The organism is Caldicellulosiruptor obsidiansis OB47, assembly GCF_000145215.1.
Lineage (GTDB): Bacteria > Bacillota > Thermoanaerobacteria > Caldicellulosiruptorales > Caldicellulosiruptoraceae > Caldicellulosiruptor > Caldicellulosiruptor obsidiansis.
This window is the reverse complement of record NC_014392.1, coordinates 952,121-964,328: the sequence shown is the minus strand read 5'-3', so window position 1 is coordinate 964,328 and position 12,208 is coordinate 952,121. Positions and strand designations below refer to the sequence as shown.

Annotated in this window: 9 protein-coding genes and 2 pseudogenes; 3 read left to right on the top strand and 8 right to left on the bottom strand. The window is 33.2% G+C overall.

Going from position 1 to position 12,208, the window contains the following annotated elements:
- Positions 1–12: 12 nt before the first annotated feature.
- The 6 genes from COB47_RS04130 to COB47_RS04105 form a co-directional block, all read right to left on the bottom strand.
- A complete protein-coding gene (locus tag COB47_RS04130; protein WP_013290141.1) occupies positions 13–213 on the bottom strand; it encodes a DUF6485 family protein in 201 nt (66 codons plus the stop codon).
- Between the two features lie 19 nt (positions 214–232).
- Entirely contained in the window at positions 233–1,840 is a 1,608-nt protein-coding gene (locus COB47_RS04125; RefSeq protein WP_013290140.1) for a B12-binding domain-containing radical SAM protein, read from the bottom strand.
- A 131-nt stretch (positions 1,841–1,971) separates the two neighbouring features.
- Complete coding sequence (locus tag COB47_RS04120) at positions 1,972–2,448, bottom strand: DsrE/DsrF/DrsH-like family protein (RefSeq protein ID WP_041727164.1); 477 nt, start codon at positions 2,446–2,448, stop codon at positions 1,972–1,974.
- Between the two features lie 18 nt (positions 2,449–2,466).
- On the bottom strand, positions 2,467–2,691 hold the full coding sequence (locus tag COB47_RS04115) for a sulfurtransferase TusA family protein (protein WP_041742411.1): 225 nt from the start codon (positions 2,689–2,691) through the stop codon (positions 2,467–2,469).
- Between the two features lie 183 nt (positions 2,692–2,874).
- Positions 2,875–3,132 (bottom strand): metal-sensitive transcriptional regulator, encoded by a 258-nt coding sequence (locus tag COB47_RS04110; protein WP_013290139.1) that lies wholly within the window; start codon positions 3,130–3,132, stop codon positions 2,875–2,877.
- An 11-nt stretch (positions 3,133–3,143) separates the two neighbouring features.
- Positions 3,144–3,347 carry a 4Fe-4S binding protein gene (locus COB47_RS04105; protein WP_013290138.1) on the bottom strand — a complete coding sequence of 68 codons (204 nt, stop codon included), beginning with the start codon at positions 3,345–3,347 and terminating at the stop codon, positions 3,144–3,146.
- A 201-nt stretch (positions 3,348–3,548) separates the two neighbouring features.
- Between COB47_RS04105 and COB47_RS04100 the strand changes: the two genes are divergently transcribed.
- The 3 genes and pseudogenes from COB47_RS04100 (at position 3,549) to COB47_RS04090 (ending at position 8,395) form a co-directional block, all read left to right on the top strand.
- Positions 3,549–4,661 carry a S1C family serine protease gene (locus COB47_RS04100; protein ID WP_013290137.1) on the top strand — a complete coding sequence of 371 codons (1,113 nt, stop codon included), beginning with the start codon at positions 3,549–3,551 and terminating at the stop codon, positions 4,659–4,661.
- 34 nt (positions 4,662–4,695) lie between these two features.
- Complete coding sequence (locus tag COB47_RS04095) at positions 4,696–6,564, top strand: hypothetical protein (protein WP_013290136.1); 1,869 nt, start codon at positions 4,696–4,698, stop codon at positions 6,562–6,564.
- A 592-nt stretch (positions 6,565–7,156) separates the two neighbouring features.
- Positions 7,157–8,395 (top strand): annotated as a pseudogene (locus tag COB47_RS04090) (IS256 family transposase).
- On the opposite strand, the pseudogene COB47_RS04085 reads toward COB47_RS04090, so the two are convergent.
- A pseudogene (locus COB47_RS04085) lies at positions 8,375–8,641 on the bottom strand (IS110 family transposase); the annotation flags it as partial. The pseudogenes COB47_RS04090 and COB47_RS04085 sit on opposite strands and share 21 nt — an antisense overlap.
- A gap of 409 nt (positions 8,642–9,050) precedes the next feature.
- Entirely contained in the window at positions 9,051–12,131 is a 3,081-nt protein-coding gene (locus COB47_RS04080) for an MMPL family transporter (protein ID WP_013290135.1), read from the bottom strand.
- Between the last annotated feature and the right edge of the window lie 77 nt (positions 12,132–12,208).

Below are 12,208 nucleotides of genomic sequence, written 5' to 3'. Positions count from 1 at the left end.
CTACTTCACTTTTTATTTCCTTGAAGAATAGTCGCGAATGAAATTCTCTATTGAACGGTCATACGTTCTTTCTGCCTCTTTAGAAAAATAACAAGCAGGGAGCTGTCCATTTTTCCTGTGATAGTGCAAGCACTCGCAGCATCTTCCTTTCCTTGAACACGGTTCATAAGTACATGTACATATTGAAAGGTTTTTTGAAAGTGTGCACTCCATATTATCTTTCTCCCCCTTTTTACTGAAGTTTTATCTTCTTTATTTTCTCTTCGAAAAAGATATATAAAAAATATCCTTTTTCAATACTATTATCTTCTATAAACCTTTCGATGTCAAATTCAAATATGCAAGCTCTTGATCTTCTTATAATCTCTTTTGGTTCTCCGAGAGCCTGGTATTCTGTAGCTTGATATATTGCTTGTTTAATTCTTTCTTTCTCCTCTTTTGATACTGCCAATTCTTCAGGCAAAAATTCTTCTGGAAACCTTCTTAGAATGTCGAATCTGAACAAGTTTTTCAATATAGTCTTGTCCAAAACAAAATCATCTTTTACGGCTCTGTAAAGCTCTTTTACAAACTCTCTTGTGTTTAAACTGCTATCCACCTTGCTTGAGAGCTTTTCAAAAAATTCTGAGGGAGAGACTTTTTGAAAGATGTATCTTAAAGTATAGTAAAGATACTGTCTATTGTAAACTTTATCTATCAAATCTTCTATCTTTTTAAGCTTATAAATCTCTTCAAAGCTAATAAAGCTATTTGAGATAACTTCATACGGCGGGTCTTTGAAAAATTCATAATTGTATTTAGTTGCTTCATTTCTTATCTTTGTCCCTTTTAACATCTTCAAAAATCCAAGCTGAACCTCATCAGCAAAATACAATAAAGTCTTGTCAAGGCTTTTTTTAAAACTCAAAAAATCCTCAAATGGCAAGCCCGCTATTAAATCAAGATGAACAATAGCCTTTTTGTTTTCCATAAGCTTTTTCAAGTTTTTGTCAATTCTATCTATATCATAAAATCTATCTATTGCATCAAGAGTTTGTGGATTGAAACTCTGAAGACCTATTTCAAGTCTGAAAAGGTTATCTTTTGAATTATTTATTGCACTGATAATGTCATTGTCTAAAAGTGTTGGGTCTATTTCAAAGTGTACTTGAGTAGCCTGCGACTTTTGTTTGCAAAACTCTATTATTTTTATAGCCCTTTCTTTATTTGCGTTAAATGTCCTGTCAACAAACTTTATGAGTCTCACTTGCTTTTTAAAAAGATAGTCAAGCTCTTCAAAGACCTTTTCAAGAGGCGCAAATCGAACACCTTTTTCAATTGAAGAAAGACAATATGAACATCTAAAAGGACAGCCTCTGCTGCTTTCATAATAATAGATTCTGCTTTGGTCTAAATTCTCGTCCTTGTACGCAAAAGGAAGTTTACTCAAATCAAACGGAGGATATTCTTTTTGGATGTATTCTCTGCCAGCTGCAATATGTTCACACAAATCTAAAAAAGAATACTCTCCCTCTCCTCTGATAATAAAATCTACAAACTTCCACTCTTCAAGGCTATCAAAATATACCTCTGGCCCGCCAAGAATTATTTTTATGCTTTTTTGCGCCTTTTTTAATCCTTCAACAAGCTTTTCGACATAGCTTCTGTTCCAGATATATGTTGAAATTGCAACATATTCAGGTTTTTTACTCAAAATTTCATAAAGTACATCTTGCAAAGGCTGATTAATATTAAACTCGATGTAGTCACATGGATAGTTTTCTTTGCAGAGCTGATAAAGGTATCTTACTGCTAAATTTGTATGAACATACTTCGAGTTTATTGCAACAAGCAGTATCATAGCGATTTTCCTTTCTGACACTAAAAAACTTTTTATTGTTCCATTATTATATCACAGTTTTTATTTCAAAAGAGCAAAAAAAATAAAAAGGCAGGTTTTCTCCTGCCTCTATTAGCTCAGATTTCCTTGACTTAGATAAATAGATTCACACCTGCTTCGCTTGCCTCACCAAGATATGTGGCAACACCGCCAATCTCAACGCCATCAATTAACTCTTCTTTTTTTATTCCCATAACATCCATGGACATTGAACATGCAACCATCTTTATACCAAGTTCTTGCGCCTGTTTTATCATCTCAGGTAACATCATCACATTTTTCTTTTTCATCATATATTTCATTAGCTTAGGACCAATCCCTAAAAAGTTCATCTTGGAAAGCGGGAGTTTTTCAACCCCTTTTGGCATCATAGCGCCGAACATCTTTTCTAAGAATGATTTTCCCTGTACTTTCTTTTTTGCATCTCTCAAAACATTCAAACCCCAGAATGTAAAAAACATTGTTACCTCATCGCCCATTGCGGCAGCACCAGTTGCAATTACAAATGCTGCCATAACCTTGTCCATATCATTTGAAAATACAATAATTGTCTTTTTGTCTTCTCTCATTCTTCCCCACCTACATTTTTAAATCTTTTTAATTTTTGCTGTAATTATGCCATTTTCTTCTTTGAGCTCCAAAAGCTCATTTTTTGTCTTTTTGCACCAGCTCTCAACATCTCTTTTAAATGCTGAATCTGTCACCTCAATTGTAATAATATCTCCACTTTGTGCTTCCTTCATTTGTTTAAAAAGCTGGGTAATAGGTCCTGGACACTGAAGCCCCTTTGCATCAATAAAATATTCTGCCATCTTGATCGCACCTCCATAAATTTTTATTTTTACCTTTTATATTGTTACCCCATTTGCATGAGATTTATTTAACAAACTTCTGCAAAAAAATTTTTTAAAATCAGATTGTTAAAATAATAACATTTTTGAACACAAAAGCTTTTAAGCATTTAACAGGAGAAAAATAGATACCAACTTTATTTTTCAACTCAAAAATTTCATCATTATATTTAAAATCTTTTGAATCTGAGCCTTGTTATCGACATCTGATAAGCACTTTTCAGCATGGCTTTCTATGATAAAATATCCTACTTTTTCTAAAGCTTTTTTGACAGCAATTATCTGAAGCATAATCTCTTCACATTCTTTTTCTTCTTCCACCATCTTGATAATTCCTTCAATGTGCCCTTTGATATTTTTAAGTCTTGAAAGAACCTCTTCTTTCCTTTCACTTTCAGGCACTTCAGCGTCACCTACTCTTCAACAATCTTGATAGCTCCCTGCGGACAAAACTTTGTACATACGCCGCATCCTGTACATTTTTCCTTGTCAATTTCAATCTCAACATCAAAAAATCCTCTTACGTTTCTTTTTATTGCACCAAATTTGCACGAACGTGAAGCAGGACAAAAGGGTGACCTGTCGCACATATCCTTATCTAATACTGCCTTTCTCATTCTTTTTTATTCTCCCTCCTTAGTAGTCTATCCCCTATACCATGGGGGTGTATTACTCTTACGAGTATATTATAATGTAAAAAATAATAAAGTTCAAGTACAAAAATTGCAAATAAAAATTTTTCTTTTTAACAATAACATTTTTGACTAAAATACGTTATAATTATGTGGTGACAAATTCTTGGTATGGGAGGTTCTGCAATGAAAAAAAGCGCAAAGGTATGGCTGGTCGGATTTATTGTGATATTCATTCTTTCAAACATTGTATTTGCCCAAAGCATTACTGTGACTCCAAAAGAGATTGACGGAAAAACCTATGTTGATATTGACTCTTTGAAAGACTTTTTAAACTTTAATTACACCAAAACGCAAAATAGCCTGATAATTCAGAAAAAAGACCTGTCCATAAGTGAAGTCATTGACAAGATAAACAAGTCTGTTGTAGCAATCATCGGTGACAGCAAAAAGATAAAAGCAGACGACTTTTACTACAGCAAAATCCCAGCTGGACTTTCTCACGGATCTGGTGTTGTGATTGACAAAAATGGGCTGATTTTAACAAACAATCATGTAGTTGAAGACCTAAAACAGCCTTATGTTATCTTCTACGACGCCAAGGCTTATAAGGCAGCAGTACTTTACAGTGACAAAGAAATTGACCTTGCAATTTTGAAAGTCAACCGAAGCAATCTTACCCCAATTGAAATTGAAAACCCAAAAAATATTTATGTGGGTCAGGAAGTTTTGGCAATAGGCACACCGCTTTTCTTAGGATGGCGAAATAGTGTCACAAAAGGAATAATTAGTGGGCTTAACAGACCTGTTGATGAAGTCTATACATTTTTGCAAACAGATGCAAGTATCAATCCAGGCAACAGTGGTGGCCCACTTGTTAATATGCAGGGGAAACTTGTAGGAATAAACACTCTTGGTATTGATTACTGGCAAGGAATTAACTTTGCAATTCCTGCGGAAAATATACTTTATTTCCTTGACCATTATAAAAAGTTTGGTAGAATTAAAAGATGTTACTTAGGTCTTGAGTTTGAAGACAGTTGGTTATCTTATGTTGGGCTTCCGTCTAACCTCGGTCTTAAAATTATAGATGTAAAAGCTGACAGTCCTTTAAAAGGATTTGCTCAAGAAAATGATATACTTGTCACAATTGACAGCTACCCTATCAACTCAATTGCAGAATACAATCAAACTCTTATGAAATATCTTCCTGGTGACAAGGTAAAGATAAAAATCAAAAGAAATGGCAAAATTCTTGAAAAAGAAGTTATTTTGAAAGAGTGGCCAACAAGCAAATAGTTAAAAAAATATATGGAAAGGGGAACACAGCAACATGTCAAGAAAGTTAAAAATAGTGATTTGTATTTTTACAATAGTTGCTTTTGTGCTGACCTCTTCTGTCTTTGCACTTGCACAAGAAGACAGTGGCATTATTGACTTTTACACAGTCTTTTCAAAAGATGACATCAATAAGAACAGGGTTGGAAACAGTGTTTACAACTGGTCTATCTATATGCCACAGGATGCCTATATAAACAAAGATCCAAAAGGAAGCTATTTTTCAATGTCAAGCAATAGCTACAAGGCAAGCATAAATGTTGAGGCAATTTTAAACAAAGAAGGTTACACCTCCTTAGATGAAATTTTGCTGTACGCTCAAGATTTAATTTCAGGTTATTATTCTGGTTCAAAGTTATATTCGCTTAAAAAAGGAAAAGACAAACAAGATCAAGAATATATTGAAGCCACAAGTGTATATACTGACTCTTTTTATGTATTTGTTGACGAAGAAGAAAGTTCTGGCACTTTCAATCTCATACGAATATACTTGAGCAAAAATAAGAGATACAATTACATTTACAGACTTACGATTAGTATGGATTTAAATTTCTATTCACAACACCAAAATCTTTTATACAAGATTGCTGATTCTTTTGAAACAAACTTTGACAGAAACAATCCCAACATAAAAGATTTAGCAGACAACGTAACATCGTGGAGAGTTCACAAAAATACAAGTTACGGATGGCAGATTGACCTTCCACCTTACTGGAAATCTACAGACATTTATAATCTTGAGTACAATTCTTCCACACAATCATTTGCTCCTCTTTACACAGATGAGGAGATGGGAATCTCAACCCAAAAACAGCAGCAGGATACGTTGGCCTTGGCATCTCCAGACAGCCAGCAAGAGTATGACGAATATCTTTCTGTCAGTTTTGTTACAAACTCAAATATCAGTTTTGACAAATGGGTTTCTCAGGAAATAAAAAGTATTGAGTTTTACAACAAAGAGCTTTTAAAAGTCATCTCATCCAAAAGTTTAAATATTGGAACAAGTAAAGCAAAAATTTATGACCTCAGAATTAGAAAAAGCCTCAACAAGACATTTGTTGAAAAAAGACTTTATGTTGACTCAAATAATAATAAATACGTGATAAAACTGTATGTTCCAGAAGAAAAATATAACAAAGATAAGCAAAAATATGAGAGGATAATTAATTCATTTAGAGTATTACCAGCAAAGAGCAGATACTTTGATTCCATTCTTTGGTCAGGAGATTTGAAACCCCAGAATACATTAAAAACTGTAAAACTTAACAAAGCTCCATTTGAAATGAAGATTTCAAAGGATTACAAAACAAATATGCCATATTACTATTATAATTACTTTACTCAAATAATAGGTTCCTCAATCCCATCTGCACAGGGTATTTCGGACATTGAAACAGTAATGCTTTACAATACTCCATACTCAATTTTGACAATAAATGGTGGAATAAACGTAGACCCTGCCGATAAGATAATAAAAAACACTATGCAAGCATGGGTTGAAAGCAATGAATATAAGAGCAAAACTGTAAATATGAGCCTTTTGAAGTATACTGACAAAAATCTTTCTATTTATAAGTTTATTTATGTCTATAATATTCTTAAGCTTTCAGAACTTGCAAAGGGAAATCCAAATAGAGACTTTAATTTTATTAATCTTCAGAACAGAATTATCTATATGATAAAATACAATCAATATTATTACACCATTGACCTGTCCATTCCTGTTTTGTATTATAATAGCTATACAGTTTCTGACTTCGAGAATTTTGTGAAAAGCATAAAAATAGACAAGATTGACTTTTCAAAGCTGAATATAAAGTTTGTAAAAGAAGATTTGGAAAAATTTAAGAAAAAAGAGGAATAAAATTATACAGGGCTTGCCAAAAATACACATGCTTTTTCGGACGGCAAGCCCTTTTTCATTTTACCCATTCTGAACAAGCTTTAATGTCCTCAATTCAATTTCCTGGTCGGCAGCCCAGTCTTTAAGAGCTTCTTGATCCTTTGTGAGCTTTTCAAACCTCTCTCAATATACCTTTGATTTTCTCAAAATATCTTTCGTTTTCTTCGAATTTCGTAGTTATAAAAATTTATTTGATGCTTGTTATTTCTATTATTGCTTTATTCTACCATATGAAAATTAGATTCAACCTACTTTGCATTAATTTAGATATTATACCATATTGCGGCGGGTATTTATCCACAATAACCATGGTGTTTACCCTCTCATGTCTCTCAGGGTCTTTCTTACCTTGCCCTCAATTTCCTCGTCCCATCTACCATGGCGTGGATGTCGGTTATGCTCGTATGCAGGGTCTTCGCCCTTCTGGAAATTGTACTCCGACCACCCGCTCTCATTTTTTAATCGTCCTATAAAAATTCATTTGGGAGTTAAAATAAAATTGTGTCCACTGTATAATTAGTATTGAAATAATCATCAAAGGGGGTTATTTAAAATGAATAAAAACGAAATTATTGAGACTGCTAAAAACATGGCAAAAGAAGCAAGTATTAAATATGTATTGCTTCCTGTGATGCTCCTAACCGCCCAGCTCTAAAGCAACTTAAAGTAAAACTTGCTCGATTGCTTTATGTTATCGGAAAGAGCAGTATACCTTGCTAAAAATGACAATGACAAAGGTAATGGTTTTTATTGAAGTAAAACTTGCAACACCTGCCTCAAGTCTTGAAATCTCTGTCCCTCGCACACGCTACTTCCAATTTTCGACATTCTATCCTCTTCTTCCCGCTACAAAAGAGTTGATAGTTCGTACACTGACCTTCTTATGTCTTTAGTTGTCAATGGTTATTCTTGAGCGTTCCCTTGTTCAAACTTTGAAAGCTTTGAATCTTCCATATTCCGAAAATGAAATACTAAAAATCAAAGAAGACCTTAAAAATGAACTTCAGTTATTCAAACAAAGAGAACTACCAACAAGTGCTTTTGCTCTTATCATCGATGGTTATTCAAAAGTGAAGTTAAGGATAATTCTAAGGTTAAACAAGCTACTTGTTATGTTGTCCTCGGTATCGACCTAGAAGGTAAAAAAGACATTTTCGGTATTCTGCCCTTTCTTCGGCAAAGAAAATAAGGCTGATTGGATGAAAGTTTTTGACGATTTAATTACAAGAGGTCTTAAAGAAGTTTTAATTGTCATAAGTGATGACTTTCCTGGTATTATAGATGCTGTCAAACTTGCTTACCCTCTTGCTGACCTTTAGCTTGCTTTTGTCCACCTCCAACAAAATAGCAGAAAACATATGACAAAAGATAAAGCTTTCCGCTTTTAACAAGAGTTAAGAACAGACTTAGAATTTCTTCCTCCGATTTTGACGAAGCTGTACTGAAATTTAAAGAACTTTTCTATGGATACCTTTCAAAATATCCTCGATTTTATTGCTGCAATATCAGAAAAAGCAGAGTTTTATCTTGCCCATATGAAATACCCTGAGGAATTAAGAAAGCTTTTTCTACAAACACCGCTTTATGTGTAAATAGCATGATTGAAAAGGCAAGAAGTAAATTCAGGTGGATACTTTAAGCTGCCTGTGTCTTAGAAATTAATATTTACTTACAGCGAGAGAACTTACGCCGTACAAAATGGAAAAATGGAGTTCCCAGCATTAGAAAATGCATTAACAACATAACCCAACTTTACAATTTACGTTATAAATTGGAAACACAAAATTCTTGACAAGTCTCCTGTAGGCTCTATCCCTACTATTACGTTCTCTTTGCCATGGGCTTTCATTATCTTATTTGCCCAATCTAAAAATTTTTCCATACCTTCTTTTCTATTCTCAAACTCTATTCTCTTGCCAAGCTCCACTCCTCTAAAATCAAATGCTCTGCCAATATGTATCTCCTTTGCTATGTCTACTCCTACAACTAAAGTTTTATCCGTCACTTGTAATATCTTCTCATTTTGTGTATACTTCAAGGTAGGTACCTCCTTTGTTGTGTTTTGTCGTAAGTTGTACAACTTACATTCTATATTTTATCAGGAGGTACCTTATCTTTTCAAATCTCATTTCTCGTCATTTTCGCTCATTTTCGTTCATTACAGGAATGCTCGTTTAGTACCCATAAAAAGAGGTTAATGGCTTTGTAACTTTGCAAATTGCTATATTTATTAATATTCTCCTTGGAATTTTCACCTCAATTTTACTTTATTAATTTTTATCCTGTCAAACTCGTTTTTTTTAGTTAATTTCATGCAATTTTTAGCTATCAGCTCCCTCTTTCTTTTAATATCTCTAAATTTCTTAAATTCTCTCTTGTTTTTTCACAAACAAAAAGCTGCCCCCTTCTCTGGAGGCAGCTATCTAAATTGCTTTTTAAAAGCATTTTTAAACTATATCTCTCTTTATCCTCATCAAACCATTGAACAAGAACGGCAAAAGGAAAAATGCAAGCAAAACAAGACCTATCACAACGCAGATGGAAACCTGCATAAGCGTCAGTATCCCAGATGGCAGCATTGCCGCAAATGTGCCCGCTAAAATTATCACTGCCGATGTCACAACATGCCCAATGTTTGCTGAGGTAAGCCTGAGTGCCTCGTTTATTTCCAAGTCTTTATACTCATAAAATCTTATTAGCAAAAATACACTGTAGTCTATACCCAAAGCTAAGAACACAACAAAGGTGAAAAATGGCACTGCCCAGTTGAGTGCTTCGTATTTGAAAATACCTTTGAAAATCATCTCTGTGATAGATAGTGCAAGATAATAGTCAGTAAAAACGATTATGACCATTATTGCTGCATTGAAAATTGACCTTGAAATAAGAAACATTAAAATGAAAATACTTATTATCATTATTAACCTTAGAGTTCTAAAATCTTTAAAATATATGCTTCTCAAATCGTGGTTTGTAGACGATATCCCACCAACTCCAACCGATACAAATTTTGTGTTTACAAATTCTAAAGAATTATTTAAAACCTTTTCCACCTCAGCAACAATATCAATTGCTTTGTTTGTATACGGATTCGTGTCAAGAATCAAGATTATTTTTGTTATTCTTCTATCTTTGCTCATATATGAATCCAAAGCCTTTTGGAAATCACTGCTTTTCAAAGCTTCTGGAGGGACGTAAAAAATGTCTGTGTTTTTGTAACCTTCAAAATAACTCTTCATACTACCAATAGAATTTATCATTTTGTTAAGTGCATCAGAAATCTGGAAAAGAGCTGACTTTAAACTTGTAAACCCTGTCTGAAGTTCATTTACCTTTTTTAGAATTTGTTCTTTTTGATTATCAAATTCTTGAAGCTTTGAATACATAAGATTGACACCTGAGATTATTTGTTTTTGACCTCTGTCAATTTGATTGTAACCATTTAGAACCTTACCCTGAGCATCCGCAAGTTGTTTTGAAGCTGAGGCTATGCTATCAATGGATGTTGAAATAAGCTTTAAAGCTTTATCAGCTTCATTTATTTGTGTTGAAATTTTCTCATATTCAGATGAAAACTCTTTCAACTTTGGTGCAAGGTTGCTTGTTTCAGCTTCAATTTTCGACAAGATTTCAGATGCCATAATATAATTTATATCCTTTGAAATTTCCGGATATTTATTTGAAAGTACTTTTAAATTATTATTAGCAGTGTTAATACCTGTCAATAAAAGCTCAACTTGATTTATATCAAATCCCTGTAATTCACTTTTTATTTTGTTTATTGACTTTGTGTATTCAGAGTAAAACTTTTTAAATCCTTCAGACAGCTTGCTGCTTCCATTCGAAAGCTGATTAAGACCATCATAAATCTTCTTAGAACCTTCTAATCCTTGTTCAAACCCAAAATTTAGTTTATCCAGGGATATTTTTAATTCATATATGCCATTCTCAAGCTGTGAAATACCATTTACAAGTTTTTGAACATCAAACTCTTTTGTTGACACATTCAAATTTTTGTTTATAGTCTCAATTGCATTGTTTACTTTCAAAAGACCATCTCTCAAACTATCAATGCCTTTAATAACAGTATCTGCTTGGTCTGACAAAGTAAATTGTTTTATAATCTCTCCTTGAGGTCTTGTAATTGAATATACATCTTTTATACCTTTTTGCTTGCTCAATATTTCAGTTATTTTTTCAATATCAGATAGTGCATCTGAAGTTGCTAAGTTTTTATTGGATTTTAAATAAATCGTAACAGGAAATGTTTTTCCGCTGCTAAAGTTCTTTGAAATTATGTTAAATCCTTTTACCGATTTGTACTTTTCAGAAAGCTCATTTAGTGTGTTGAAGGACAAGTCACTTCTTACTGATAAGAGAAAAGGTATTAAGATTAATATCACTGTTGTCAACACTACATAAGGATATCTAGTGGAAAGTCTTGCTGCAGCCTCCCAAAGCCTGCTATGTGTGTGCTGTATTTCTTTATTAAATGGCCAGAGAAGATTTTTACCAAAAATCTTTAACACTGCTGGAACCAGTGTCAAAAGCACAAGCAAAAGTATAAGTACACTTACAGCAATAGCTGACATTGCCCTGAAAAAGTTAAAAGATGCTACTGCAAAAGCTGCAAATCCTGTAAAAACTGCAAGACAGCTAAATATCACTGTCTTCCCTGCTGTTTTAAATGTTGTCATTATTGCTTTATCGACATCTTTCCCATTTGCAAGTTCTTCTCTGAATCTTGAAATAATTAAAAGGTTATAGTCAGTTCCAATACCAAATAAAGATACAACTATAAATGTTCTTGTGAAAGTATTTATAGGAAAGTTGAACTTATCTGCAAGGTGTCCAACTACACTAAGGGAAATCAAAAACGATACTCCAACTGTCAAAAGTGAAACTATCGGAGTGACAGGAGATCTGAACACAAGAATTAAAACAACTATAATAAACACTATTGTGATTACATCTGTCTTTTTGACGCCATCTTCAGAGGCTTTCACAAAATCCTGGGTGATTAAATCTCCACCTGTAAGATATATTTCAAGACTCTTTGGTTTTTGAGTCGAGTTTATTAATCTATACATCTCATCTCTTATTTCAATAATTTCTCTCTTTGTTTTATCTGCCTGAATGCTTGTAAGAATAACCTTATTATTAGGTGAGACGTAATAACTTTTTAACTCGGGGTTCTTGAAATGAGTTGAAATGCTTTGAATATTGTATTTTTCTTTGTTCTTGTCAAGTTCATCAATTATCTTTTTAGCTGCTGATATATCATCCTTTGTTAAACCATTTTTATTATAAAAGACCATAGCTATTGTTGAAAGTTTTTTATCTTTTGGTACACCTTGAAACTCTTTTTCCAATATAGTAGCAACCTGAGATGGATAAGCTTTGCCAATTTTAGGTTCACCTTTGAGTCTTACTATTTTATTTATATCAGGCATTGTAATTAAAAATATAGCTGTCAAGACTGCCCATATTATAACACTTATCCAAGGTCGCCTTAAAACTTGTTTCACACACCTCACCTCTTTGAAAAAATTACAAAGGTATTTTAACATATTTATTGACTATGAGTCAAATTAATATCAATAAA

Excerpts from the sequence above, each read along its gene's own strand:
- COB47_RS04130 (WP_013290141.1), bottom strand. The coding sequence starts at position 213 with ATGGAGTGCACACTTTCAAAAAACCTTTCAATATGTACATGTACTTAT.
- COB47_RS04125 (WP_013290140.1), bottom strand. The coding sequence starts at position 1,840 with ATGATACTGCTTGTTGCAATAAACTCGAAGTATGTTCATACAAATTTA.
- COB47_RS04120 (WP_041727164.1), bottom strand. The coding sequence starts at position 2,448 with ATGAGAGAAGACAAAAAGACAATTATTGTATTTTCAAATGATATGGAC.
- COB47_RS04115 (WP_041742411.1), bottom strand. The coding sequence starts at position 2,691 with ATGGCAGAATATTTTATTGATGCAAAGGGGCTTCAGTGTCCAGGACCT.
- COB47_RS04105 (WP_013290138.1), bottom strand. The coding sequence starts at position 3,347 with ATGAGAAAGGCAGTATTAGATAAGGATATGTGCGACAGGTCACCCTTT.
- COB47_RS04100 (WP_013290137.1), top strand. The coding sequence starts at position 3,549 with ATGAAAAAAAGCGCAAAGGTATGGCTGGTCGGATTTATTGTGATATTC.
- COB47_RS04095 (WP_013290136.1), top strand. The coding sequence starts at position 4,696 with ATGTCAAGAAAGTTAAAAATAGTGATTTGTATTTTTACAATAGTTGCT.